This window comes from Caulobacter sp. P4_E5, from assembly GCF_056401555.1.
Map to the genome: position 1 here is coordinate 80,814 of NZ_JBFUJD010000004.1, position 24,863 is coordinate 105,676.

Genomic DNA, 24,863 nt, shown 5'->3' on the forward strand with positions numbered 1-24,863 from the left:
GTTCCTACAGCACGCCCTTGGTGGACGGGGCCTGGCCGCCGGTCTTGGGATCGATCTCGACCGCCTGACGCAGCGCCCGGGCCAGGGCCTTGAAGCCGCTCTCGGCGACGTGGTGGGTGTTGTCGCCGTACAGCGTCTCCAGATGGACGCACGCCCCGACGTTCATCGCGAACGCGTGGTGGAACTCCTTGAAGAGTTCGGTGTCCATCTCGCCGACCTTGGGCCGCTTGAAATCGACCTTCCAGATCAGATAGGGCCGGTTCGACAGGTCGATGGCGCAGCGCGTCAGGGTCTCGTCCATCGGAATATAGGCGTGGCCGAAGCGGCGAATGCCCTTGAAGCCGTCCAGCGCCTTGTTGATCGCCAGGCCCAGCACGATGCCGGTGTCCTCGACCGTGTGGTGCATGTCGATGTGCAGGTCGCCCTTGGTCTCGACCTTCAGGTCGAAGCCGCCGTGGCGCGCGAAGCTCTCCAGCATATGGTCGTAGAAACCGATGCCGGTGGAGATCGTCGAGGCGCCGGTCCCGTCGAGATCGATCCAGACCCGGATCTGGGTCTCTTTCGTCTCGCGGACCACTTCAGCGGTGCGGGCCATTGAATCCTACAGTCCGTTCTTGCCTTAGAGGCCGTTTTGGGCGGCCAGCTCGCGCAGGCTGACCTGCGGGCGCGGACCATAGTGGTTGATCACCTCGGCGGCGGCGAGACTGCCCAGCTGGCCGCAGACCGGCAGCGGGCGACCTTGGCTGAGGCCATAGAGGAAACCGGCCGCGTATTGGTCCCCCGCGCCGGTCGTGTCCACGACTTTTTCGACGGGGTAGGCCGAGATTTCGTGAAGCTGCCCGCCAGCGGCCACGACCGAGCCCTTTTCGCCCCGGGTGACGGCGGCGATCTCGCTGCGCGCGGCCAAGGCCTTCACGGCGGCGTCGAAGTCGGTGGTTTCGAACAACGAGCAGACCTCGTCCTCGTTGGCGAAGACGATGTCGCACTGGGTTTCGATGAAGCCCAGCAGGGCGCCGCGATGGCGGTCGACCATGAAGCTGTCGGACAGGGTCATGGAGATCTTGCGGCCCGCGCCGTGGCTGAGCGCGGCGGCCTTGGCGAAGGCGCGGCGGGCTTCGGGGGGATCGAACAGATAGCCTTCCAGATAGGAGTACTGGGCCGCCTCGATGATCGCCGGGTCGACGTCGGCCGGGGTCAGCTCGACGCAGGCGCCCAGATAGGTCGACATGGTGCGCTGGGCGTCAGGGGTGACGTTGATCAGGCTTTGCGCCGTGGCGGGACCTTCCGCCAGGGACGGCGTGGTGAAGATGCAGCCGATGGCCTTCATGTCGTGACGGAAGACCGAGCCCAGTTGATCATCGGCGACCTTGCCGATGAAGGCGCCGCGGCCGCCGAAGCTGGCGACGCCGGCCACGGTGTTGGCGGCGCTGCCGCCCGAGGCTTCGATCGCTGCGGCCATGACGTCGTACAGGCTGGCCGCCCGGGTCGGATCGATCAGGGCCATCGAGCCCTTCACCAGGCCCTCACGCGCGAGGAAGGCGTCGTCGCATTGGGCGATGACATCGACGATGGCGTTGCCGATGGCGGCGACGTCGTAGAGCGCGGTCATGGGGCGGAGCAAACCTTTGAAAGAACACGGCCAAGCGGCCGAAAACACTTGGCGATTAAAGGAAGTAGGGCCGCAAGGCAACGCGAGCCTTGTTCCGGGCGTCCCGACATCCTAGCTGCGACCTTCCTATCAAGCGTGGGTAAACCGATGGTCGACGTCCTGCTTCTGGTCCCCGCTCGCGATGAGCACCGCTATGGCGACGCCTGGGCGAAGCTGTTCGAGCGCCTGGCCGCGCCGCTGCGCGCCCACGGCCTGACCGTCGCGGCGCAGCCCTGGACCGACGCGATCGAGACGGACCAGACGCGGCTGGTCATGCCGTCRCTGGCCTGGGGCTATCACGGTCGCCAACCGGAATGGTTCGCCAAGCTCGACGCCCTCGAAGCGGCGGGTGTTCGCATGGCCAACCCTCCGGCGGTGTTGCGCTGGAATTCGACCAAGACCTATCTGGTCGAGCTGGCCGGCAAGGGCGCGCCGGTGGTGCCGACCCAAGCTCACGATCAGCTGACCCCCGAGACCGTCCAGGCCGCCTTCGACGCGTTCGGGGTCGACGAGGTGGTGGTCAAGCCGCAAATCTCGGCGGGATCTCACGAGACCATCCGGGTCAAGCGCCACGGGTCTCTGGAGGGCGGTCCGACCGGGTCAGCCCTGATCCAGCCGTTCCTGCCGGCGGTCGGCGAGGAGGGCGAGCTGTCGCTGTTCTATTTCGACGGCGTTTTCAGCCACGCGGTGGCCAAGGTGGCGGTCGACGGCGATTTCCGCGTTCAGCCGCAGTTCGGCGGCCGGGTCAGCGAGATCGCGCCCGAACCGGAAGCCCTGCGCGCGGCCGAAATGGTGTTGGAAGCGGCCGGGGCGCGGTTGACCTATGCCCGCGTCGACCTGATCCGGGGGCTCGACCACACGCCGCAGCTGATGGAGCTGGAGGCCATCGAGCCCGACCTGTTCCTGGAGCACGCCCACGACAAGGGCGCGGCGTTCGCGGCGGCGGTGGCGCGGGCGCTTTAGGCGGTTGGCTCAGCTGGCCCCCACCGGACCTCGCGGCGCGAGGTCGTCCGCTCCCAGAGGGGGCGGAAGGCGCTAATCTTCTTCCCCCTCCGGGGGAGGAGGGCCGAAGGCCCGGAGGGGGCAAGGTCTTAAGCCCCCAGAAATAGCTCCCGCGACGGACACAGGTCGCTGATCTTGCAAATTTCGCACTTGGGCCGCCGCGCGACGCAGACGTACCGACCGTGCAGGATCAGCCAGTGGTGCGCGCGGGTCTGGTAGGGCGGCGGCACGATCCGCATCAGGTCCTGCTCGACCGCGTCGGGCGTCTTGCCGGTCGACAGCTTCAGCCGGTGCGAGACGCGGAAGACGTGGGTGTCGACGGCGATGGCCGGTTCGATGTCCAGCTCGTTCAGCACGACGCTGGCGGTCTTGCGGCCGACGCCGGGCAGGCTTTCCAGCGCCTCGCGGTTCAGCGGGACCTGGCCGCCGTGCTGGTTCACCAGGATATGGGCCGTGGCGATGACGTTCTTGGCCTTGGTCCGGTAGAGGCCGATTGAGGCGATGTACGGAATCAGGCCCGCCTCGCCGAGCTCCAGCATCGTCTCCGGCGTATTGGCGACCTTGAACAGCTTGTCGGTGGCCTTGTTGACGCTGACGTCGGTGGCCTGGGCCGACAGGGCGACGGCGGTGACCAGCTCGTAGGGGTTGGCGTAGTTCAGCTCGGTCTTGGGCCGCAGCTCCAGGCTCTCGAAGCGGTCGAACAGCACCTCGACCCGTTCGCGCTCGGCGGGGCTGATCCGCTTCTGCGCGGGCTTCTTCTTCTTTGGAGCGGGGGCTTTGGCCATCGGCCGGACCATGCCGTGATGCGCGCCGCTCGCCAAGCGCGAGGGAGGCTCCTAAATTCAGGGCATGGCCATGCCGATTTACATGGACCGCGTGATCGCGCCCCACCGCTCGTTGACGCCGCAAGGCGCGGCCGTGCTGCTGGGCGTGGTGATGGCGTTCAACGTTCTGGTGGCGATCTTCCTGCTGGTGGTAGGCGCGCCGCCGGTGCTGCCGTTCCTGGGCCTGGATGTTCTGGCGCTGTGGCTGGCCCTGCGCGCCAGCGACCGCGCCGCCCGCCGGGTCGAACGGGTGCAGGTCACCGCCGAGGCGGTCACGGTCAGTCGCGAGGACGAGAAGGGCGCGCGCACCGTCTGGACCTCGCCGACCGCCTTCACGCGTGTCGATGTCGACCAGCCGGGCGAGCACGAGACCCGGGTGCGGCTGATGATCTACCGCAAGCGCTTGACCTTGGCCCGATCGTTGAGTCCGGACGAGCGCATGACCTTCGCCAACGCCCTGCGGGACGCCATCCGCGCCGCCAGAAGCGAGCGCTGGTCATGACAGCAAGAACCGGGCGGACGCCATTGGACGAGGGTCGTACCTTATGAGCATGGCATACGACGCTTCCCCTCAAGAAAACCCGTTGTCGGCGGCGATTTCCGAGACGGCCAGCCAGGAGCTGGTCCGTCTGGCGGAGCGCTCGGTCGACTACCACCGCATGGCTCGCGCGCTCGACTGGCTGGCCGAGCGGTGGTCGGATCATCCGTCGCTGGACGAGGCGGCCCAGGCCGTCGGCCTGTCGCCGTTCCACTTCCAGCGCATCTTCACCCGCTGGGCCGGGGTCAGCCCCAAGAGCTTCGTCTCGGCCATCGCCCATGCCGAGGCCCGGCGCTCGCTCGAGGCCGGCGGCACCGTGCTGGACGCGGCCTTCGACGCCGGCCTGTCCGGCCCCTCGCGCCTGCACGACCTGTTCATCGCCCAGGAGGCGGCGACGCCGGGCGAGGTGCGCCGGCGCGGCGCGGGCATGCGGCTGCGCTGGGGCTGGGCCCCGACGCCGTTCGGCAAAGGCCTGTTCGTGATGGCCGACCGCGGCCTGGCCGGCCTGGCCTTTTCGGATGGCGACGACGAGCTTGTGTTCGCCGACATGCACCGCCGGTTCCCGGCCGCCGACTGGACGCGCGATGACGAGGCCGCTTTGGCCACCGCCGTCCACGCCTTCACGGGCGGGGAGAGGCCGCTGCCGATCGTGCTGATCGGCTCGCCCTATCATGTCCAGGTCTGGAAGGCCTTGTTGCAGATCCCGGCCGGGGAGACCGCCACCTACGGCCAGGTCGCCTGTTGGGCCGGCAAGCCCAAGGCGTTCCAGGCCACGGGCGGGGCCATCGGGGCCAACCCGATCTCGCTGCTGATCCCCTGCCACCGCGCCATCGCCAAGAGCGGCCGGCTGACCGGCTATCACTGGGGCCTGGCGCGCAAGGCGGCGATGCTGGGGATGGAGGCGGTGGCTAAGGCGGGCTGATACTCGCCCCCTCCGCGCCTACGGCGCTCCTCCCCCAAAGGGGGAAGAAGGATCCAACCTTCCGCCCCCGCTGGGGGCGGACGATCGCGAAGCGATCAGGTGGGGGCCTGCGGCGTCACAGAATAAAGCGACTGAGATCCGCGTTCGCCGCCAGCGCGCCGATCCGCTCCTGTACATAGGCCGCGTCGATCGCGACCGTTTCGCCGCTGCGATCCGCCGCCGAGAAGCTGATCTCCTCGACCACCTTCTCCAGGATCGTCTGCAGCCGGCGGGCGCCGATGTTCTCGACCGAACCGTTCACGGCCACGGCCGCGTCGGCCAAGGCGTCGATCGCCTCGTCGGTGAAGGTCAGCGTCACGCCCTCGGTCAGCATCAAGGCCTGATGCTGGCGGATCAGGTTGGCTTCCGGTTCGGTCAGGATGCGGCGCATGTCGTCGCGCGACAGGCCCTTCAGCTCGACGCGGATCGGTAGGCGGCCTTGCAGTTCGGGCAACAGGTCCGACGGCTTGGCGACGTGGAAGGCGCCCGAGGCGATGAACAGGATGTGGTCGGTCTTGACCGGTCCGTACTTGGTCGAGACCGTCGTGCCCTCGATCAGCGGCAGCAGGTCGCGCTGCACGCCCTCGCGGGAGACGTCCGCGCCCGAGCGCTGCGACGAGCTGGCGACCTTGTCGATCTCGTCCAGGAAGACGATGCCGTGGTTCTCGGCCAGCTCCAGGGCCTCCTGGGTCAGGGCTTCCTGGTCCAGCAGCTTGTCGCTTTCCTCGGCGATCAGCGGGGCCCAGGCGGCGGAGACGGTGGTCTTGTGGGTCTTGGTGCGCCCGCCGCTGAACGACTTCATCATCTCCGACAGGTTCAGCACCGCCGCGCCCGGCTGGCCGGGGATCTCGAAGCTCTGGCCGCCGGTGTCCGCTAGCTGCAGCTCGACCTCCTTGTCGTCCAGCTCACCGGCCCGCAGCTTCCTGCGGAAGCTGTCGCGGGCGGCGGTCGAACCGGGGCCGGTCATGGCGTCCAGAATCCGCTCCTCGGCGGCCGCCTCGGCCTTGGCCTTGACGGCGGCGCGGCGCTTGTCGCGGACCATACCGAGCGCACTTTCCACCAGATCGCGGACGATCTGGTCGACATCGCGGCCGACATAGCCGACCTCGGTGAACTTGGTGGCCTCGACCTTCAAGAACGGGGCTTGGGCCAGCTTGGCCAGACGTCGGGCGATCTCGGTCTTGCCCACGCCCGTGGGGCCGATCAGCAGGATGTTCTTGGGCGTCACCTCGTCCCGGAGGTCGGCGGGAACCCGGCGACGGCGCCAGCGGTTGCGCAGGGCCACGGCGACGGCCTTCTTGGCCTCGTTGTGGCCGACGATATAGCGGTCCAGTTCGGAAACGATCTCGCGGGGGGAAAACTCAGTCATCGGTCGTTGATCAGGGCCTCGAAGATCAGGCGCCACCCGTCGGGGCGCTTCTGCCAGACATGCATATAGTGCCCCGCGACCGAATTTTGAGCCGCTTCACGCCATTGCGCTTCGCCGTGGGTCCAGACGAAGTCGCCGGCCTTGGACGCGCCGCCGCCGCGCAGGGTCAGGGCCATGGTGGCCGGGCGCAGGGCCAAGCGCGCCTCGACGGCGTTCGGCGCGAGGGTCCGCGTGCCGCGCGGGCCCAGCATACGAGCGTCCTGGGTCAGCAAGGCCTTGTAGGCCTCGGCGGTGTTTTTGCTGGCGGTTTCAGCGAGGGCGGCTTCGCGCGCCCGCACGGCGTCGAAGGCCTTGGCGGGGGAAGTCTCACCCGATCCGGCCACCGAACCGACTTCGGCGCGCGTCTCCGGGCCTTGGGCCGAGACCGCGTCGGCCGGTCCGCCGCCGTCGTAGATCCAGCGCCACTGGCCATCGGCGTCCTTGCGCCAGATGCTGGCGTACCAGCCGCCGCGCTTGCCATTGATCGCCGAGGGACCGATGGACAGGCCCAGGTCCCCCGACCTGGCCGCCACCACCCAGGCCGGCCACCATTCCAGCTTTGGCTCGCCTTCGCCTGAGCGCCCGCCATAGAGCGCCTTGGCGCTGACCGGGCCAGGGCCGAAGACGATCGCGTCGTCGGCCATGTGCTTCAGGAACGAGCTCTTGATCCCCATCGTCAATCCGTCGGCGGCGAAGGCGCGCTCGGCGGCCTCGACCTGTCGGGCGGGGGCCTTGGAAGCTATCTGGGGCGCGGCTTGGGCGGCATGGGCGAAGGCCAGCGCGAAGCCGGCGGCCAGAACGGTCTTGAGCATGGTCTTGAACATGGCAGGATCCTCCCCTGGCTCGAGCCAAGCCCCTGGAAACCCGCCACGCACGCCAATTGCGACCAAAGCCTACGAGGCTTCGACGGCCGGTTCGAACACCATGACCATCGCCGGGCCTTCGCCCGTTTCGCGCACGCCGATCTCGCGGAAGCCGGCCCGAGCATAGGCGCGGCGGGCGCGGGGATTGTCGACGTCGGGATCGATGGCGACCCGCGGTGCGCCGGCGGCCAGCAGTCTCTCGGCCAGCAGGCGCAGGAACCGCCCGCCATGGCCGACGCCCAGCAGGTCCGGCTCGCCGACGAAGGCGTCGATGGCGCGACTGCCCGGCGGCAGGTCGGCGAAATGGGGCTGAGGCCAGGAGCCGACGTCGTAGTGCTGGGCGTAGGCGAAGGGCTGACGGTCCACCTCGACGATCAGCATGGTCATCAGCGGGTTGGCGAGGTCCTCGTCCAACAGGGCGTACTGTTCGTCGGCGTTTCCCCACCAGGCCACGACCTGCGGCGTTTCCAGCCAGCTGCGCAGCATCGGCAGATCCTGGCGCGTCGCGGGCCGGAAGCTGTAGCTCACGACAGGCTTTCGACCGTCAGGTTGCCGTTGGTGTAGACGCAGATCTCGGCGGCGATGGCCATCGCCTTGCGCGCGATCTCTTCCGCCGAAAGGTCCTGGTCGATCAGGGCCTTGCCGGCCGCCAGGGCGTAGTTGCCGCCCGAGCCGATCGCGGCCACGGCATTGCCGTCGCCGGCCTCGCCCGGCTCCAGCACGTCGCCGACACCGGTGACGGTGTAGATGGCGGTGTTGTCGGCCACCAGCAACATGGCCTCCAGCCGGCGCAGATAGCGGTCGGTGCGCCAGTCCTTGGCCAGGTCGACGCAGGCGCGGGCCAGCTGGTCAGGATACTGCTCCAGCTTGGCCTCAAGCCGTTCGATCAGGGTGAAGGCGTCGGCCGTGGCGCCGGCGAAGCCCGCCACCACCTTGCCGCCGGCCAGTCGGCGCACCTTGCGGGCGTTGCCCTTGACGACGGTCTGGCCCATGGAGACCTGTCCGTCACCGGCGATCACGGTCTGTCCGTTCTTGCGCACCGCCAGAATGGTCGTGCCGTGCCAGTCGGGGAAGGAAGTCGAGCTTTGCATGGCTTCGCATGTGGCGAGGCCGGGCCGGAGGGTCAAGCGCCATGAGTTTTTCCCGATGAGCTTCTCGGAAGTCGAGGTCGAGCGCTACGCCCGCCATCTGGTGCTGCGCGAAGTCGGCGGTCCCGGGCAGCAGAAGCTCAAGGCCGCGCGGGTGCTGGTGGTTGGAGCCGGGGGGCTTGGCGCGCCAGCGGCGCTGTACCTGGCCGCCGCAGGGGTCGGGACCATCGGCTTGGCGGATCCCGACGTGGTGTCGCTGTCGAACCTACAGCGCCAAGTACTGTACGCCACCGCCGACGTCGGCCGACCCAAGGTCGAGGCGGCGGTCGAGCGCTTGTCGGCGCTTAACCCGCATACGACGGTCGAGACCCATCCGGTATGGCTGGACGCGATCAACGCCGGCGACCTGGTGGCGCGGTATGACCTCGTGCTCGACGGCACCGACGACTTCGCCACCCGCTTCGCGGTCAGCGACGCCTGCCTTACTCACGGCAAGCCGCTGGTCAGCGGCGCCCTGGGCCGCTGGACCGGCCAGGTCGGGGTGTTCCACGGCCGGCCCTGCTATCGCTGTCTGGTGCCGGAGACCCCACCCGACGCCGAAACCTGCGCCTTGGTCGGCGTGGTTGGGGCCCTGGCCGGCGTGATCGGCTCGATGATGGCGCTGGAGGCGGTCAAGCTGGTCGCCGGGGCCGGCGAGCCCTTGTCCGGCAAGCTGCTAATCTATGACGCCCTGGCGGCCGAGACCCGCACCGTGCGGATCGGGGCCGATCCCCATTGCACGGCCTGTGGCGCTTGACGAATTTGACGGAACAGCGTTCGCTCAAATCCAACAAGGGCGTCGCGGGGAGGGCGGCATGAAGACCCTGGCGCGCGGTCTCACGACCGCCCTGGTGCTGATCGTCGTGCTGGCGACGATCGGCTGGCTGCTGTTGCAACGGCCCGACATACCGTACGCCACGCTGGAGGCGCGGTATGGCTATGCGGATTCCCAGTACGTGGACCTGCCCGGCGTGCGTGCCCACTATCGCGACGTCGGCCCGCGCGAGGCGCCGGTGATCGTGCTGGTCCATGGCTTCGCGGCCTCGACCCACGCCTGGGACGAGTGGGTCAAGGCGCTGTCGACCGACTACCGGGTGGTGGTTCTCGACCTGCCGGGCCATGGTCTGACGCGCACCGGCGCGGCCTATGTCGTGCGTCCGGATGGCTACGAGGCGGTGGTCGACGATCTCACCCGGCGTCTCGACCTTTCACGGTTCACCCTCGGCGGCAATTCGATGGGCGGCGAGGTCGCCTGGACCTATGCCCTGGACCATCCTGATCGGGTGGACCGCCTGATCCTCGTCGACGCCGCCGGCTGGCCGACGCCCGGCCGGGGCGGCGGCATGATTTTCAAATTCCTCGGCAATCCGGTCGGCCGCCGAGTGCTGAAGGACATCGAGATCCGCCCCCTGATGACCCAGGCCCTGCGCTCGGCCTATGTGGATCCGAAACTGGTCACGCCGGCCCTGGTGGAGCGCTATGTCGACCTGGCGCGTGGGCCGGGCCACCGCGATATCCTGTTGGGCCAGCGGCCGCGCCGGGTGGCCACGGCGTCGGATCTGGCGCGGATCCACGTCCCGACCCTGGTGATGTTTGGTCAGGACGACCGGCTGATCCCGGCCGCCGACGGCGAGGCGTTTCACAAGGCCATACCGGGCGCGACCCTGATCCTCTATCCCGGCGTCGGCCACCTGCCGATGGAGCAGATCCCGCAACGATCGGCGGATGACCTGAAGGCCTGGCTGACGGCGCATCCGCCGGCGGCCGCGCGTTAGTCCTAAAGCATCGACGGGATCACCCGGTCCGGCGGGCGGTGGCCGTCCATGAAGGTCTTCACATTGACGATGACCTTCTCGCCCATGTCGATCCGGCCCTCGACCGTGGCCGAGCCCATATGCGGCAGCAGAACGACGTTGGGCAGTTTCAGCAGCTTGGGATTGATCGCCGGCTCGTGCTCGTAGACGTCCAGGCCGGCGCCGGCGATCTCGCCGCGCGCCAGCATGTTGGCCAGGGCCCCCTCGTCGATCACCTCACCGCGGGCGGTGTTGACGACGATGGCGTGCGGCCGCAGCAGCTTCAGCCGGCGGGCCGACAGCAGGTGGTAGGTGGCCGGGGTGTGCGGGCAGTTGACCGAGACGAAGTCCATCCGGGCCAGCATCTGGTCCAGGCTTTCCCAATAGGTGCAGCCCAGCTCCTCGGCGATGCGCGGGCTGACGGGCTTGCGGTTGTGATAGTGCACCTGCATGCCGAAGGCCTTGGCGCGGCGGGCCACGGCCTGGCCGATCCGGCCCATGCCGATGATGCCCAGGCGCTTGCCCCACAGGCGGCGGCCCAGCATCCAGGTCGGCGACCAGCCGTGAAAGCCGCCCGCCTTGACCACTTCGGCGCCTTCGACGATCCGGCGGGAGGCGGCCATGATCAGGGTCATGGTCAGGTCGGCGGTGTCTTCGGTCAGCACGCCGGGCGTATTGGTGACGATGATGCCGCGGGCGTTGGCGGTGGCGACGTCGATATTGTCGACACCGGCCCCGAAATTCGCGATCAGCTTGAGCCGATCGCCGGATCGCGACAGAAGGCGGGAGTCGATACGATCGGTGATCGTCGGCACCAGCACGTCGGCCCGGCTCATGGCGTCGACCAGTTCATCCGCCGTCAAGGGGTTGTCGGAGACGTTCAGTTCGGTGTCGAACAGTTCGCACATCCGCGTCTCCACCGGATCGGGGAGTTTGCGGGTGACGATGACTTTGAGCTTGCGGGCGGCCATGGGCGGTTTGAAAAGCTCTCACTGACGGGCGTTTGAAAGCTGTAGCAAAGGGGCCCGAAGGGGCCAAGCAACATGCCGTCGAAAACAGAACAACGTTCGTCTCGCACGCCACTTGGAGCCGGTTTCGCCCTGGCCGTGGTCGGAATTGTGTCCGTCCTGGCCGGGCCGGCGGCCGCGGAGGGCCCGAAGATCACCCCGTCGGGCCTGGAAGTGCCGCGCTACGTCTCGCTGAAATACGCCGAGGTCAATGCGCGCAACGGCCCGGACGAGGCCCACCAGCTGCTGTGGATCTACCACGTCAAGGGCCTGCCCGTGCAGGTGATCGCCGAAACGCGTGAGTGGCGGCGGATCTGCGATCCCGAGGGCGGCGTGGCCTGGGTGCACAAGCGCACCACCGACGGCCGGCGCTCAGCCATGCGCGTGCAGCCGACGAACCTGCCCCTGTTCGGCGCCCCCAAGGCGGGGGCCAAGATCAGCGCCTATCTGAAGGGTCGGTCCATCGCCAGCCTGGACAAATGCGAGAAGGGCTGGTGCCGGCTACGCGCCGACGGCTCGTCCGGCTGGGCGAGGGAAAGCGACATCTGGGGCGCGGATCCGGTGGTCCAGTGCCGCAAGGGCTAGGAACGTCCTTCGACAGGGAAACGTTGAGACCTGACCCGCCGCCGTGCTAGGGCGTCCCCATGCAGAAGAACGCCTATACCTTCGAAGAACTTCTGGCCTGCGGCCGCGGCGAGCTGTTTGGCCCCGGAAACGCTCAGCTTCCGGCTCCGCCGATGCTGATGTTCGACCGGATCGTGCGGATCGAGTCCGACGGCGGCAAGTACGGCAAGGGCTATGTCGAGGCCGAGTTCGACATCCATCCGGACCTCTGGTTCTTCGGCTGCCACTTCATCGGCGACCCGGTCATGCCGGGTTGCCTGGGCCTGGACGCCATGTGGCAGCTGGTCGGCTTCTTCCTGGGCTGGTCGGGCGGCCCCGGCCGTGGCCGCGCCCTGGGCGTTGGCGAAGTCAAGTTCACCGGCCAGGTCACGCCCGACGTGAAGAGGGTCGTGTATAAGATCGACCTGAAGCGGGTCATCATGCGCAAGCTGGTCATGGGAATCGGCGATGGCGTGATGGAAGCCGATGGTAAGGTGATCTACGAAACCAAGGACCTGAAGGTCGGCCTGTTCACGGCCGAGCAGATGGCGTCTTGATCGGCTAGAAGACAAAGATCCATTGGACGAGACCGGCCGTTCGAGAGCCGGCCCCCTGATGGTTGGGGGGAGAAGAGGATTAGAGACATGCGTCGCGTCGTCGTCACCGGACTGGGAATCGTCTCGTCCATCGGCAACAACGCCAATGAAGTCCTGGCGTCGCTGCGCGAGGCCAAGTCGGGGGTGGTCGCCGCCCCCGAATACGCCGAGCTGGGCTTCCGTTGTCAGGTTCACGCCGCGCCCCAGATTGAATGGGAGTCGCTGGTCGACCGCCGTGCGGCGCGTTTCCTGTCGCCCGGCCTGGCCTATGCCCACATCGCCATGGAACAGGCGATCGCCGACTCCGGTCTCGGCGAGACCGAGGTCTCGAACGAGCGCACCGGCTTGATCGTCGGTTCCGGCGGTCCCTCGACCAGCATCATCGTCCAGGCCGCCGCCACCACGAAGGAAAAGGGTCCCAAGCGGATCGGTCCGTTCGCGGTGCCCAAGGCCATGAGCTCGGGCCCGTCGGCGGTGCTGTCGACCTGGTTCAAGATCCGCGGGATCAACTATTCGATCAGCTCGGCCTGCGCGACCAGCGCCCATTGCATCGGCGCGGGCGCCGAGCAGATCCAGCTGGGCAAGCAAGACATCGTCTTCGCCGGCGGCTGCGAGGAGCTGGACTGGACCCTATCGAACCTGTTCGACGCCATGGGCGCCATGAGCAGTAACTTCAACGACCGTCCGGCCGTGGCCAGCCGCGCCTATGACAAGGCCCGCGACGGGTTCGTGATCGCCGGCGGCGCGGGTGTCGTGGTGCTGGAAGAATACGAGCACGCCAAGGCGCGCGGAGCCAAGATCTATGGCGAACTGGTCGGCTACGCGGCCAATTCCGACGGCTACGACATGGTCGCCCCGTCGGGCGAGGGCGCGGCGCGCTGCATGAAGCTGGCCATGGCCGAGGCCGGTGGCCGGACCATCGACTATCTGAACCCGCACGGCACCTCGACGCCGGTCGGCGACAGCAAGGAAATGGGCGCGGTGCGCGAGGTGTTTGGGGACAAGCCGCCGATGATCTCGTCGACCAAGTCCCTGACTGGCCACAGCCTGGGCGCGGCCGGCGCGCAGGAGGCCATCTACTCGATCCTGATGCTCAACAACGGCTTCGCCGCCGAGAGCGCCCACATCGAGGAGCTGGACCCCGAGTTCGCCGACCTGCCGATCCTGCGCCAGCGCGCCGACAAGCCGCTGGAGACGGTGATGTCCAACAGCTTCGGCTTTGGCGGCACCAACGGCACACTGATCTTCAGCCGCGTCGACTAAGGTCAGGCGGGGGCGCGTTTGACGACCGCCCGCGAAGCCTTCGCCCTCTATCAAGCCGGCCGGATGGCCGAGGCCGCCGCCTTGTGCGAGCGACTGGTGGTCGAGTCCCCCAGCGTCGAGGCTTGGCATCTGCTCGGTGTCACGCGGCTGGCCTTGAGCCAGGCCCAGGCGGCGCTGACCGCGCTGGACGCCGGCCTGGCGCTGGATACTAAGCGCGCCGGCTTACTATCGGCCCGAGCCTTGGCCCTGACGGCCTTGGCGCGGGACCAGGAAGCGGTGGTCGCGGCGCGGGCGGCACTGGCCGGCGACCCCGAGAACCCGCCGGTTTTCAACGCCTTGGGTGTCTCCCTCCGACGCCTCGGACGACCTGGCGAAGCTCTCGCCGCCTATGACGCGGCCTTGACCGTCGAGTCCGGCTTCGTCGACGCTCTCTGCAATCGTGGGATCGCGCTCACTGACCTGGGCCGGTTCGAGGAGGCCTTGGCCGCCCACGACCTGGCCGTCCGCGCCGCGCCGCGCGAGGCGAGAGCCTTGGCCAACCGCGCCGCTCTCCTGTCGCTGCTGAACCGTCCGGCCGAGGCGGCGCGGGACTTGGAAGGCGTGCTGGAGCTCGACCCGCTCTATCCCCGCGTCGCGGGCGACCTGATGTGGGCGCGCCGCCAGATCTGCGACTGGAGCGAGGACGCGGCGCTGGACATGCTGGTCAAGGCGGACTTGAAGCTCGGCCGGCCATCCATCGCGCCGTTCGCGGCCCTGGCGATCTTCGACATCCCGGTCCTGCATCGCCGCTGCGCCCAGCTGAGCGCGCCGCCGGCGGTTACGCCGCCGGTATGGCCGGTCCGACCGGCGGGCGAGCGGATCCGCATCGCCTATCTGTCCTCGGACCTGCACGAGCACGCGACCGCTCGCCTCCTGGTCGGGGTGCTGGAATCGCACGATCGGTCGCGGTTCGAGATCTTCGTCGTCTCGTATGGCCCCGAGACCGGCGGCCCGATGCAGGCCAGGTTGAAGGCGGCCTGCGAACACTGGATCGAGGCGCGCGGCCTGAGCGACGCAGCGATCGCCGCCCTGTGCCGCGAGGCGGGCGTCGACATCGCCGTCGACCTCAAGGGCTACACCCAGGACGGCCGTCCCGGGATCCTGGCCCATCGCGCCGCGCCGGTTCAGGTCAGTTGGCTGGGCTATCCGGGCACGCTGGGCGCCCATGCCGACGTCGTGATCGCCGACGTGGTGACCGTTCCGCCCGGCGCTGAGTCCGATTGGTCCGAGGCGGTGGTTCGCCTGCCGCTCTACCAGCCCAATGACGCCCTGGGCGCGGTCATACCGCCGCCGAGTAGGACCCAGATGGGTCTACCGGGCGGCGCCTTCGTCTTCTGCTGTTTCAACAATCCGTCCAAGATCACGCCGGAAACCTTCGCCGCCTGGATGGCGATCCTGAAGGCCGTGCCGGAGAGCATCCTGTGGCTCTATGCTGGTGCGCCGGGGGCGGCCGAGAACCTGCGGGCCCATGCTGCCGCAGCGGGGACCGCGCCGGAGCGCCTGATCTTCGCCAAGCCCGCGCCGCACGCCGAACACCTGGCCCGCCACGTCCTGGCCGATCTGATGCTCGATACCTGGCCCTACGGCGCTCACACCACCGCTAGCGACGCGCTACGTATGGGCGTCCCGCTGCTGACCCTGCCGGGCGCGAGCTTCGCCAGCCGGGTCGGCGCCAGCCTGCTGACCGCGCTCGGCTTGCCGGAGCTGATCGCGGCGAGTGAAGCCGCCTACATCGCCAAGGCCGTCGGATTGGTGGCCGATCGAACGGCGCTGGCGGCGTTGAAAGCGCGTTTGAGCAAGGCCTTGGAGACCTCGGGCGTCTTCGATCCGGCCGCCTTCGCCCGATCACTGGAAGCCGCCTTCACGGGTATGGCCGCTCGCTGAGCCGACCGGAAAGGGTTCCGCCCGGCGCGAGCCCCTGCTAACCACGGTCAACGATTTGCGAAAAAGAGGGCCCGACACATGGCCGACGATTACGCGTTCCCCAAGGGCGAGCTGATGCGGGGCAAGAAGGGCCTCGTCATGGGCGTGGCCAACCACAACTCGATCGCCTGGGGCATCGCCAGCCAGCTGGCCGCCCAGGGCGCCGAGATGGCCTTCACCTACCAAGGCGAGGAACTGGAGCGTCGCGTGCGGCCGCTGGCTGAAAGCATCGGCGTCAAGACGATGATCCCCTGCGACGTCACCGACGACGCCTCGATGGATGCGGCCTTCGCCGAAATCGAAAAGGCGTTCGGCACGCTGGACTTCGTCGTCCACTCGGTGGCGTTCGCCAACAAGAACGAGCTGAAGGGCTCGTTCGTGGAGAACACCAGCCGCGAAGGCTTCCTGCTGGCCATGAACATCTCGGCGTTCAGCTTCGTGGACGTGGCCAAGCGGGCCTCGAAGATCATGCCCAACGGCGGTTCGCTGATCACCATGACCTATCTGGGGTCGGAGCGGACCATCCCGAACTACAACACCATGGGGGTGGCCAAGGCGGCGCTGGAAGCCTCCACCCGCTACATCGCCCGCGACCTGGGGCCGAAGGGCATCCGCGCCAACGCCATCTCGGCGGGGGCCATGCGAACCTTGGCCCTGGCCGGCATCGCCGGCGGCCGTGGCATGATCGCCCAAGGCCGGGCGTTCAGCGCCATGAAGGAAGACACCTCGATGGAAGGCGTCGCCGGCTGCGCACTGTGGCTGGCCTCGGACCTGGGCAAATCGACCACGGGCGAAGTCGTCCACGTCGACGCCGGCTTCCACATGATGGGCATGCCGGACGCCGAGGAGGCGTAAAGTTTACTGTCATCCCGGCCAAGCGCGCAGCGCGCCGAGCCGGGACCGCCGGAAGCTCCGAGCCTGTGGCGGTCCCGACTCTCCGCTTCGCTGCGGCCGGGATGACAGGATTTTTGCGGCTTACGGGGCGTAGGCCCGCATGAAACGTTCGGCCGCTTCCCGTGCGAGGCGGCCGAACTGTTCGGGGGTCTTGTCGGACGGCAGGCGCAGCAGCGAGCGCAGCTGGTTCTGGCCCATGACCATGCCGGAGAAGAACTCCGCCGCCTGGTCGAAGTCCTCGACCTTCATGCGGCCAAGCTCGGTTTCGGTCTTCAGGAATGCCGCCAACTGCCGGCGCGCGGCGAGGGGGCCGGCCTCGAAGACCTCCCGGGCGACATCGGGCATCTCGCCCGAGCCCAGGATGATCACGCGCAGCATTGAATAGTTCTTGTTTGTGATCACCGTCTCCAGAACCGAGCGCGCATAGGCCTCAAGGGTCGCGGTCGGATTGTCCACCGCCCCGGGCTCGCGGAGCGAGGCGGTGATGGCGTCAACCCGGCGCTGCATCAGAGCCCGCATCAGCTCGGCCTTGGATCCGTAGTGGTTGTAGACGGTCTGCTTGGAGACCCCCGCCCGGCGGGCGATCGCCTCCATCGGCGCGGCCAGGCCGCGCTCGCCGATCACCTCGACGGCGGCGTCGAGGATGGCCTCGGTCTTGGCGACGTCGATCTGTCCGGGAACGCGGGGCATATCAGTGGGCGTCCGAAGGCGGCGGGGGAGCGTTCCTGACCGGCGCGGCCAGCAGCGAGACGCCGGCGGCGACGAAGCAGCCGATGGCCAGCAGGGTGAAGCTGTCGCCGAAGGCCATCACCGTGGCCTGCTGCTGCATCATGCCGCCGATAGCCTTGCGCGCCGCGCCGCCGGGATCGGCGACGCCCAGCTGCATCATGCGCTCGGTCAGGCCGGCCATCATGTTGGCCGTTGCTCCGCCCTGCATCACCTTCGAGGTCATGTCGTCGTAGTAGAGCGCGGTCTGCTGGGTGATCGAGGTGGCCAGCAGGGCGAGGCCGATCGCCCCGCCGGTGTTGCGCGAGAGGTTCACGATGCCCGAGGCGTTCTTGACCATGTGTGGCGGCAGGGTGCTCATCGTGATCTGCTGGGTCGCGATCATGGCGATCATGACCCCGACGCCCCGGCAAGCCTGAACGCCCGCGAATTCCCAAAAACCCCAGTCCTTGGTCACGGCGTGGGCCATGTACATGCCCCAGCCGGCCAAAAGAAAGCCGATGAACATCGGCACGCGCGGGTCGGTCTTGCGCACCAGGCGCCCGGCGATCGGGCCGGTGAGGAACATCGACAGACCCGAGACGACCATCGTCGTGCCGACTTCGGACGCCGAATAGTGGCGCACGCGGCCCAGGAACTGCGGCAGCAGGAAAGTGCCGCCGAACAGGCTGGCCCCAGAGACGGCAGTCATCAGCACACCGACGGTGAAGTTTCGGTTGGCGAAGGCGCGCAGCTCCACGATCGGGTTGCGGTAGGTCAGTTGCCTCCAGATGAAGGTCACGCCGCCCAGGACGGCGACCACGGTCAGCCACAGGATGGCGGTGTCGTCGAACCAGTCGTCCTTGGCGCCTTCTTCCAGCACGAACTGCATGCTCATCAGGAAGATCGCCATCACCGCCAGGCCGAACCAGTCGAAGCCTTTCGACAGGCTGGGATCGCCCTTGTCGAAATCGGCCCAGCGATAGACGCCGAACAGCACGATCAGGCCGGTCGGCACGTTGATGAAGAACAGCCAGCGCCAGGACAGCGCCTCGGTCAGGTGGCCGCCCAAGGTGGGACCCACGGTCGGCGCCAGGGTGACGATCAGGCCCATGATGACACTGGCGGTGATGCGCCGCTCGGGCGGGAAGGCGGTGAAGGCCACGGCGAACACCGTCGGGATCATCGCCCCGCCGATGAAGCCCTGCAGGGCCCGGGTCAGGATCATCATGTCGATCGACGAGCTGAGGCCCGTCAGTACGCTCATGATGATGAAGCCGGTGCACGAGATCAGGTAGAGGCGTTGGGTGCCCCAAAGCCGCGACAGATATCCCGACAGTGGGATCATCACGACTTCCGGGATCAGATAGGCGGTCTGGATCCAGCTGATCTGGTCGGTGCTGGCTCCGACGCCAGCCTGGATCTGCGGCAGCGAGGCCGCCACGATCTGGATGTCGAGGATGGCCATGAACTGGCCGATGACCATGGCCCCGAAGCCGAGGAACAGCTTGGTCCAGTTGATCTCGGGCGCGGCGGGCGCCGAAGACGCGGGGAGGACGGCGTCGGTCATGACGCGTCCGCCCCTAGCGCGCCACGCCCTGGCGGGCGACCTGAGGCATGGCTTGGCCGGCCTCGGCGAACGAGAGGCCCGAGCGGTCGCGGACGTCGACCTTGATCTCGACCGACAGGCCGGGACGCAGGGCCGCGCCCAGCTGGCTGCGATCGACCACGATCTTCACCGGCAAGCGCTGGGTGATCTTGGTGAAGTTGCCGACCGCGTTCTCGACTGGGATCAGGGCGAACTCCTGGCCGGTGGCGGGGGCGAAGCTGTCGACCTTGCCAACGATCTTCTGCTTGCCGAACGCGTCGGCCTTGATCTCGACCGGCTGGCCCACGCGGATGCGCGAGACCTGGGTCTCCTTGAAGTTGGCGACGATATAGGCCTGGCCTAGCGGCACCACCGACATCAGGGCGACACCCGGCTGGACCAACTGACCCGGGCGGACCGAGCGGGCGCCGACCACGCCGCCGACCGGCGCGCGGATCACGGTGCGCTCCAGGTCCAGCCTGGCCTGCTGCACGGCGGCGTGGGCGGCGGCGGCCTGGGCGATGGTCTGGGCCTTGGCCGAGCCCAGCGACTGGGCGGCGCGGCGTTCGGCCTCGAGGGCCGCCTGGGCGCTGAGGACGCCGGCGGCGGTCTGGGTGGCGCCGGCGCGTTCGGTCTGGACCTTCTGCTGCGAGACCCAACCTTGCTTGGCCAGGGCGTCGTAACGCTCAAGGTCGGCCTTGGCGCGGCCAGCGTCGGCCTGGGCGCTAGTCACGCCGGCGGCCTTCTGGGCGATCATCGCCTGCTCGAGGCTCGACTTGTCGTCGATGGCGTGGATGGCCGCGTCGGCGGCGCCGGCATTGGCGATCGCCTGGTCGAGGCGGGCCTGGAAGGTCGATGGGTCGATCTTGGCCAGCACCTGGCCGGCCTCGACGCGCTGGTTGTCGGCCACCAGCACCTCGGCGACATAGCCGGAAACCTGCGGGCTGACCTGCACGGTGTCGGCCTGGACGAAGGCGTTGTCGGTGGCTTCATAGCGCTGCTTGTCGAGAAACCACAGGGTCCCTCCGACCAGCACGCCGGCCAGGACGACCCCGCCCACGACCACCGGAACCAGCTTCTTGTGACCCGCGGTTTTCACGCCCACGGAATTTTCAGGCGACGCCATGACCCAAACCCTTGTCGAACGGCTTCAAGCGCGCCGGATAGTCCCCTCCGACGCGCGCTTCAAGGGATAAATGGACGCAGTCGTCCAAAAATCAACGACGACTGGAAAAGTTTTCGGCGAAGGTTTGTTGACGCCGCCGATCTCAGGCGGCGTGACGGGTCTTGCCTCGCTGGTTTTGGCCGCTTTCGGCGAGGCGGAAGCGCTGCACCAGGCGACCCAGTTCCCGCGCCTCGTTCGAGAGCGCGTGGCTGGCGGCGGTGCTTTCCTCGACCATGGCCGCGTTCTGTTGTGTGGCCTGGTCCATCTGGTTCACGGCGGTATTGACCTGCTGCAGGCCGGTCGACTGCTCGGCGGCGGAAGCGGCGATCTCGGCGACGATGCGGTTGATGTCCTGCACGCCGGCGATGATCCGGCCCAGGGCCTCGCCCGTTTCGCCGACGAGGCTGACACCCTCGTCGACCTGCCGGGTCGAGGCGTTGATCAGCGCCTTGATTTCCTTGGCGGCCTCGGCCGAGCGCTGGGCCAGGGCCCGCACCTCTTGGGCGACGACCGCGAAGCCGCGACYGGCCTCGCCCGCGCGGGCGGCTTCGACGCCGGCGTTCAGGGCCAGAAGGTTGGTCTGGAAGGCGATCTCGTCGATCACGCCGATGATGGCGCCGATTTCGCGCGAGCTGGATTCGATCTGGCCCATGGCGGCGACGGCGCGGTCGACGACCTCGCCGCCCGTCTCGGCGTCCTTGCGGGCGAGGTCGACCGTGCGGCGGGCGCTGCTCGCGCCGTCGGCCGTGCGGCGGACCGTGGCGGTGATCTGGTCCAGAGCGGCGGCGGTTTCTTCCAGGCTGGCCGCCTGCTGTTCGGTGCGCTTGGACAGGTTGTCGGCCGCATGGCTGATCTCGCCCGAACCGGCTTGGATGCCGCCGACCGCGCCGTTGATCACGACCATGGTCTGGGCCAGCTGATCCATGGCCGCGTTGAAATCGCCCTGCAGCTTGCGATAGGCGGGCGGGAAGGCCTCGTTCAGGCGAACGGTGAGATCGCCGCTCGCCAAGGCTTCGAGGCCTTCGCCGACGCGGGAGACGACCAGGGTCTGCTCACGGGCGTTGGCCTGGCGTTCGGCGTCGCCGGTCTCGCGCTGGCGCTCGGCCTCGGCGCGCTGGTCGGCGGCCACGCCCTCCAGGCGGATTTTCTCGATCGCGGCGTCCTTGAAGGTCAGGACGGCGTCAGCCATGCCGCCGATCTCGTCCTTGCGGCCGACGGCCGGCACATCGACGGTGTTATCGCCGCCGGCCAGGCGGCGCATGGCCGCGGTCATGGCGGTGACCGGCGCGGCGATGGCGTTCGACAGCAGCCAGCCCATCAAGATCGCCACCCCGATGGCCACGCCGCCGCCGCCGGCCAGGGTGAAAAGGCCGGCGCGGAAGGCCTTGGCCTGTCGCGCGGCGCGGGCGGTCAACTGCTGGTCCTCGACCTTCGCCATGGCCTCCAGCGCCTTCCGGCTAGCGGTCAGGCGGCCGGTGGAGGCGATCTCCCGGCGCGCCGCTTCCAGGGTCGCGGGATTGTCGGCGTCGGCGATCTGCTTGTCGATCTCACCGTGAAACACCGCGACGGCCGCGCTCAGGGCGTCAATGCGGGCTTTCTGGTCGGCGCCCTCGGCCCCGGCTTGAAGGCGTGTGAAAGCCGCCTCGTACTCAGCGCCGTACTTGGCGCGCTTCTTCAGGAACGAGGCGTCCAGGCTGGCGACATAGCCGCGCACGGCGTTCTGCTCCTCGACCAAGGCTCCCGTCGTGTCGCCGATTGCGTCGACATAGGCGTAGCTGCGCGCGTTCAACGCCGTGATCTTCTGGATCGAGGCCATGCTGAACGCGACCAGCGCGCCGGCGGCGATGACGCCGGCCACCAGCATCGCGAATGCCAGCAAGAGCTTGTGCGCAACCTTCAGATTAGACATGAGCGGTGTCCTGGATCTCGTCGTCCAGCAACAACTGCCCCAGCACGGTTAATAAACCGGCACGATTTCAATAAAGACCGCTGTTAGGCGAGGTTCGGAGTTCCGAACCTGTCGCCAATCCAAGTAGAGTAAGGGCCTTTACGAGTCGCGACGTTTTGACGCGGTGATCTATACCTGTCGGCGGCGCTTTTAGAAATGATCCGTGTCCGGATAGATCCCGCTCTACTCGGAAGCGCGAGATCGCCCGGCGCGGCCGCGCCGAATTTCCGCTTGGGCCGGAATCACGGCACAGTAAAAGCCGTTCCCCGACGCAACCATGCGGCCCGGAGCGCGTATCTCCTCCGGCGAGTTCCCGCCGGCCCAGCTCCAGGTCGCAGGAGGTTCAGATGAAGTCCCATCCCCCGATTGGCCAGTCGCCGCTGGACATGATCCGCCCAGTGCTCTGGATGGCGGCAGGCGCCTTCGCCGCCGGCTTTGGCGGCTATCTGGTATTGGGTCTGCGGGCCGCGCACGCTGGGGGCTAGACCCCCGTCGAACCGAAGCCGCCGGCGCCGCGATCGGTCGCGTCCAGATCCTCGACCTCGATCAGCGGCCATTGTGGGGCCGCGGCGATGACGCCCTGGGCGATGCGGTCGCCCCGGCGGATCGTGAAGTCCTCTTCGCCCAGATTGATCAGCAGCACGCAGACCTGGCCGCGATAGTCGCTGTCGACGGTGCCGGGCGCGTTGACCACGGTGACGCCGTTCTTGAAGGCCAGGCCCGAGCGCGGCCGCACCTGCATCTCCCAGCCGTCGGGGACCGCCACCGAAAAGCCCGTCGGGGCCATGCAGCGCGAGCCGGGCTTCAGCACGATCGGCTCGGCTTCAGGCACGGAGGCGCGCAGGTCGAAACCCGCCGCCCCGGCGGTGGCGTAGTGCGGAACCGGCAGGTCGGCATTGCCTTCCCAACGCTTGAAGCGGATGGCGAGGCCGGCGGGGATGGCGGACATGCGGGCGGTTCCTGGATCTTGGAAGACCGCCCGGCTGTAGCTGATTTGCCGGGCCTCAGGCCAGAGGGCTAGGCGAGAGCCTGGGCGATCCTTTGGGCGATCTGGGCGGCGACCACATCCTTGGCGGCGCGATCCCAGCGCTCGGTCTTGTCCTTGGTGACCAGCAGCACGGCGTTCTCGCCGCCGCCCATTACGCCGGGCTCGGTGACGTCATTGGCGATGATCCAGTCGCAGCCCTTGCGGGCCAGCTTGGCGCGGGCGTGGTCCTCGACGTGGTCGGTCTCTGCCGCGAAGCCGACGACCAGCTTCGGCCGTCGCGGTCCGGTGGCCGAGAGGGTGGCCAGGATGTCGGGGTTCTCGACGAAGGTCAGGGCCGGCGGGCCGCCCTTTTCCTTCTTCAGCTTGGTCCCGAACGCCTCATCGACGCGCCAGTCGGCGACGGCGGCCACGAAGACGCCGACGTCGGCGGGCAGGGCGGCTTGGCTGGCGGCCAGCATCTGGCGGGCGGTCTCGACGTCGATGCGGGTGACGCCGACCGGGGTCGGTAGGGCGACCGGTCCGGCGATCAGGGTGACCTCGGCGCCCAGCTTGGCCAGCGCCTCGGCGATGGCGAAGCCCTGCTTGCCGCTGGAACGGTTGGTGATCCCGCGCACCGGATCGATCGGCTCGAAAGTCGGGCCAGCGGTGACCAGGGCGCGCTTGCCGGCCAATGGGCGCTCGTGGGGCCGGCCAGCGGGACCTTCAAGCATGGCGATGATCGCCGCGAAGATCTCTTCAGGCTCGGCCAGGCGTCCGGGTCCGAACTCGCCGCAGGCCATGGCCCCCTCGTCGGGACCCACGAAGCTGACGCCGTCCGCCTTCAGGGTGTTGATATTGCGCTGGGTGGCCGGGTGCAGCCACATCCGCACGTTCATGGCCGGCGCCATCAGCACCGGCTTGTCGGTGGCCAGCAGGGTGGTGGAGGCCAGGTCTCCGGCCAGGCCGTTGGCGGCCTTGGCGATCAAGTCGGCCGTCGCCGGGGCCACGACCACCAGGTCGGCCGAGCGCGACAGCTCGATATGGCCCATCTCGGCCTCGTCAGTCAGCGAGAACAGGTCGTCATAGACCTTGTCCTCGGCCAGGGCGGCGAGGGACAGCGGCGTGACGAACTCGGCCCCGGCCTTGGTCAGGATCGGCCGTACGCCGACGCCCGCCTTGCGCAGCAGTCGGGTCAGCAGCAGCGCCTTGTAGGCCGCGACCCCGCCGCCGACGATCAGAAGAACCCGCTTCTCGCCTCTGTTCCCGTCGTCCACGTCGCGCTCCGCTTCTGGCGTGTCGTTCGCCCCAGCACATGCCCATCCGCGGGACAAAGCGCCAGCCCGAAGATAGGGACTCGACTCGTGTTCCGCTTTCGTTCAATAAACGTAAAGGTAGAGCAATGGGGCGAACACGATCATGAAGATTGCGCGACATCTCTTAAGGCGGCGTCTCTTCGGGGCCGCCGTGACGGTCCTGCTGGCGGCTGGCCTGTCGGCCTGCGACAGCGGCGCCTCGGCCGTGAAGGCGCCCAAGGCGGGCGAACGGGCCAGCGTCGAGGGAACCTCGCCGGCGACGGATACGGGCGGCGGCGACAGCGGCCGGCGGAGTGATCCGCGCGACGCGCCGGTCAAGCTGGTGGCGGGCAAGCCTTATTGGGCGGCCAACCGGACCCGCTCGGCCGAGGAGAACGCCCAGCGCTCGTTCGAGCGAAACGGCGCGACGTTCGAGGCCAAGTCGGCTGATGACTATGTGGCCAAGGTCCACGCCTTCATCAGCGATCCGCCTAAGGGCGTCGAGACGCTGAAACGGTCCAACGGCGACCTGCTGATCTATGACCCGAAGGACAACGTCTTCGCGGTGGTGTCGCGCGAAGGCGCGCCGCGCACGATGTTCAAGCCGGATGAAGGCGCGGCCTATTGGGACGAACAGAAGTCCCGTGAGGCGCGCCGGGCCTCGGCGTCGAAGAAGCGCGACCGAGAGCTGGCCGAGAACGGCTAGCCG

General features: G+C 68.3%; 26 protein-coding genes. 12 read left to right on the plus strand and 14 right to left on the minus strand.

Features of this window, described 5'->3' with window-relative positions; genetic code table 11:
* Window positions 1-4: 4 nt before the first annotated feature.
* Window positions 5-595 carry an imidazoleglycerol-phosphate dehydratase HisB gene (hisB, locus tag AC1DSO_RS02230; RefSeq protein ID WP_477067281.1) on the minus strand — a complete coding sequence of 197 codons (591 nt, stop codon included), beginning with the start codon at window positions 593-595 and terminating at the stop codon, window positions 5-7.
* Between the two features lie 24 nt (window positions 596-619).
* Window positions 620-1,609: an adenosine kinase gene (locus tag AC1DSO_RS02235; RefSeq protein WP_477067282.1), complete on the minus strand. Its 990-nt coding sequence runs from the start codon at window positions 1,607-1,609 to the stop codon at window positions 620-622.
* A gap of 147 nt (window positions 1,610-1,756) precedes the next feature.
* On the opposite strand from AC1DSO_RS02235, the gene AC1DSO_RS02240 reads away from it, so the two are divergent.
* Window positions 1,757-2,611 (plus strand): ATP-grasp domain-containing protein, encoded by an 855-nt coding sequence (locus tag AC1DSO_RS02240; RefSeq protein ID WP_477067283.1) that lies wholly within the window; start codon window positions 1,757-1,759, stop codon window positions 2,609-2,611.
* Window positions 2,612-2,739: 128 nt separating this feature from the next.
* Here AC1DSO_RS02240 and nth read toward each other — a convergent pair whose 3' ends face one another.
* Entirely contained in the window at window positions 2,740-3,447 is a 708-nt protein-coding gene (gene nth / locus AC1DSO_RS02245; RefSeq protein ID WP_477067322.1) for an endonuclease III, read from the minus strand.
* Between the two features lie 52 nt (window positions 3,448-3,499).
* On the opposite strand from nth, the gene AC1DSO_RS02250 reads away from it, so the two are divergent.
* Together AC1DSO_RS02250 and AC1DSO_RS02255 are read left to right on the plus strand one after the other, a co-directional pair.
* Window positions 3,500-3,976, plus strand: coding sequence for a DUF2244 domain-containing protein (locus AC1DSO_RS02250; RefSeq protein ID WP_477067284.1), 477 nt, complete (start codon window positions 3,500-3,502; stop codon window positions 3,974-3,976).
* A 43-nt stretch (window positions 3,977-4,019) separates the two neighbouring features.
* Window positions 4,020-4,934, plus strand: coding sequence for a methylated-DNA--[protein]-cysteine S-methyltransferase (locus AC1DSO_RS02255; protein WP_477067285.1), 915 nt, complete (start codon window positions 4,020-4,022; stop codon window positions 4,932-4,934).
* Window positions 4,935-5,049: 115 nt separating this feature from the next.
* Here the strand turns inward: AC1DSO_RS02255 and hslU are convergent, their stop codons facing one another.
* The 4 genes from hslU to hslV all read right to left on the minus strand — a co-directional run bounded on the left by hslU (window position 5,050) and on the right by hslV (window position 8,371).
* Window positions 5,050-6,342 carry an ATP-dependent protease ATPase subunit HslU gene (gene hslU, locus AC1DSO_RS02260; RefSeq protein ID WP_477067286.1) on the minus strand — a complete coding sequence of 431 codons (1,293 nt, stop codon included), beginning with the start codon at window positions 6,340-6,342 and terminating at the stop codon, window positions 5,050-5,052.
* Window positions 6,339-7,205: a DUF4440 domain-containing protein gene (locus AC1DSO_RS02265; protein WP_477067287.1), complete on the minus strand. Its 867-nt coding sequence runs from the start codon at window positions 7,203-7,205 to the stop codon at window positions 6,339-6,341. The genes hslU and AC1DSO_RS02265 overlap by 4 nt, the downstream gene beginning before the upstream one ends.
* 69 nt (window positions 7,206-7,274) lie before the next feature.
* Window positions 7,275-7,772, minus strand: a complete 498-nt coding sequence (locus tag AC1DSO_RS02270; protein WP_477067288.1) for a GNAT family N-acetyltransferase — start codon at window positions 7,770-7,772, stop codon at window positions 7,275-7,277.
* Complete coding sequence (gene hslV, locus AC1DSO_RS02275; protein WP_477067289.1) at window positions 7,769-8,371, minus strand: ATP-dependent protease subunit HslV; 603 nt, start codon at window positions 8,369-8,371, stop codon at window positions 7,769-7,771. The genes AC1DSO_RS02270 and hslV overlap by 4 nt, the downstream gene beginning before the upstream one ends.
* 19 nt (window positions 8,372-8,390) lie before the next feature.
* On the opposite strand from hslV, the gene AC1DSO_RS02280 reads away from it, so the two are divergent.
* On the plus strand, window positions 8,391-9,128 hold the full coding sequence (locus AC1DSO_RS02280) for a HesA/MoeB/ThiF family protein (RefSeq protein ID WP_477067290.1): 738 nt from the start codon (window positions 8,391-8,393) through the stop codon (window positions 9,126-9,128).
* A gap of 58 nt (window positions 9,129-9,186) precedes the next feature.
* Window positions 9,187-10,146 carry an alpha/beta fold hydrolase gene (locus tag AC1DSO_RS02285; RefSeq protein WP_477067291.1) on the plus strand — a complete coding sequence of 320 codons (960 nt, stop codon included), beginning with the start codon at window positions 9,187-9,189 and terminating at the stop codon, window positions 10,144-10,146.
* Window positions 10,147-10,148: 2 nt separating this feature from the next.
* On the opposite strand, the gene AC1DSO_RS02290 is transcribed toward AC1DSO_RS02285, so the two are convergent.
* Entirely contained in the window at window positions 10,149-11,135 is a 987-nt protein-coding gene (locus AC1DSO_RS02290) for a 2-hydroxyacid dehydrogenase (protein ID WP_477067292.1), read from the minus strand.
* Between the two features lie 72 nt (window positions 11,136-11,207).
* Between AC1DSO_RS02290 and AC1DSO_RS02295 the strand changes: the two genes are divergently transcribed.
* The 5 genes from AC1DSO_RS02295 (at window position 11,208) to AC1DSO_RS02315 (ending at window position 16,450) form a co-directional block, all read left to right on the plus strand.
* Window positions 11,208-11,756, plus strand: coding sequence for an SH3 domain-containing protein (locus AC1DSO_RS02295; protein WP_477067293.1), 549 nt, complete (start codon window positions 11,208-11,210; stop codon window positions 11,754-11,756).
* Window positions 11,757-11,815: 59 nt separating this feature from the next.
* Window positions 11,816-12,331 (plus strand): 3-hydroxyacyl-[acyl-carrier-protein] dehydratase FabA, encoded by a 516-nt coding sequence (fabA, locus tag AC1DSO_RS02300; protein WP_477067294.1) that lies wholly within the window; start codon window positions 11,816-11,818, stop codon window positions 12,329-12,331.
* An 87-nt stretch (window positions 12,332-12,418) separates the two neighbouring features.
* Window positions 12,419-13,633 carry a beta-ketoacyl-ACP synthase I gene (gene fabB / locus AC1DSO_RS02305; protein WP_477067295.1) on the plus strand — a complete coding sequence of 405 codons (1,215 nt, stop codon included), beginning with the start codon at window positions 12,419-12,421 and terminating at the stop codon, window positions 13,631-13,633.
* An 18-nt stretch (window positions 13,634-13,651) separates the two neighbouring features.
* Window positions 13,652-15,556 carry an O-linked N-acetylglucosamine transferase, SPINDLY family protein gene (locus AC1DSO_RS02310; protein ID WP_477067296.1) on the plus strand — a complete coding sequence of 635 codons (1,905 nt, stop codon included), beginning with the start codon at window positions 13,652-13,654 and terminating at the stop codon, window positions 15,554-15,556.
* Window positions 15,557-15,634: 78 nt separating this feature from the next.
* Window positions 15,635-16,450 (plus strand): enoyl-ACP reductase FabI, encoded by an 816-nt coding sequence (locus AC1DSO_RS02315; protein WP_047413811.1) that lies wholly within the window; start codon window positions 15,635-15,637, stop codon window positions 16,448-16,450.
* A gap of 120 nt (window positions 16,451-16,570) precedes the next feature.
* Here the strand turns inward: AC1DSO_RS02315 and AC1DSO_RS02320 are convergent, their stop codons facing one another.
* The 4 genes from AC1DSO_RS02320 to AC1DSO_RS02335 form a co-directional block, all read right to left on the minus strand.
* Window positions 16,571-17,179, minus strand: a complete 609-nt coding sequence (locus AC1DSO_RS02320) for a TetR/AcrR family transcriptional regulator (protein ID WP_477067297.1) — start codon at window positions 17,177-17,179, stop codon at window positions 16,571-16,573.
* Window position 17,180: 1 nt separating this feature from the next.
* Entirely contained in the window at window positions 17,181-18,764 is a 1,584-nt protein-coding gene (locus AC1DSO_RS02325; protein ID WP_477067298.1) for a DHA2 family efflux MFS transporter permease subunit, read from the minus strand.
* 13 nt (window positions 18,765-18,777) lie between these two features.
* A complete protein-coding gene (locus AC1DSO_RS02330) occupies window positions 18,778-19,908 on the minus strand; it encodes an HlyD family secretion protein (protein ID WP_477067299.1) in 1,131 nt (376 codons plus the stop codon).
* A gap of 142 nt (window positions 19,909-20,050) precedes the next feature.
* Complete coding sequence (locus AC1DSO_RS02335; protein WP_477067300.1) at window positions 20,051-21,856, minus strand: methyl-accepting chemotaxis protein; 1,806 nt, start codon at window positions 21,854-21,856, stop codon at window positions 20,051-20,053.
* A 386-nt stretch (window positions 21,857-22,242) separates the two neighbouring features.
* Between AC1DSO_RS02335 and AC1DSO_RS02340 the strand changes: the two genes are divergently transcribed.
* Window positions 22,243-22,380: a hypothetical protein gene (locus tag AC1DSO_RS02340; protein WP_477067301.1), complete on the plus strand. Its 138-nt coding sequence runs from the start codon at window positions 22,243-22,245 to the stop codon at window positions 22,378-22,380.
* Here AC1DSO_RS02340 and dut read toward each other — a convergent pair.
* Both dut and coaBC read right to left on the minus strand, forming a co-directional pair.
* Window positions 22,377-22,844: a dUTP diphosphatase gene (gene dut / locus AC1DSO_RS02345; RefSeq protein ID WP_477067302.1), complete on the minus strand. Its 468-nt coding sequence runs from the start codon at window positions 22,842-22,844 to the stop codon at window positions 22,377-22,379. The two genes, AC1DSO_RS02340 and dut, sit on opposite strands and share 4 nt — an antisense overlap.
* 68 nt (window positions 22,845-22,912) lie before the next feature.
* Window positions 22,913-24,136, minus strand: a complete 1,224-nt coding sequence (gene coaBC / locus AC1DSO_RS02350; RefSeq protein ID WP_477067303.1) for a bifunctional phosphopantothenoylcysteine decarboxylase/phosphopantothenate--cysteine ligase CoaBC — start codon at window positions 24,134-24,136, stop codon at window positions 22,913-22,915.
* 142 nt (window positions 24,137-24,278) lie between these two features.
* Here coaBC and AC1DSO_RS02355 point away from each other — a divergent pair, with 142 nt between their 5' ends.
* A complete protein-coding gene (locus AC1DSO_RS02355; protein ID WP_477067304.1) occupies window positions 24,279-24,860 on the plus strand; it encodes a hypothetical protein in 582 nt (193 codons plus the stop codon).
* Window positions 24,861-24,863 lie beyond the last annotated feature (3 nt).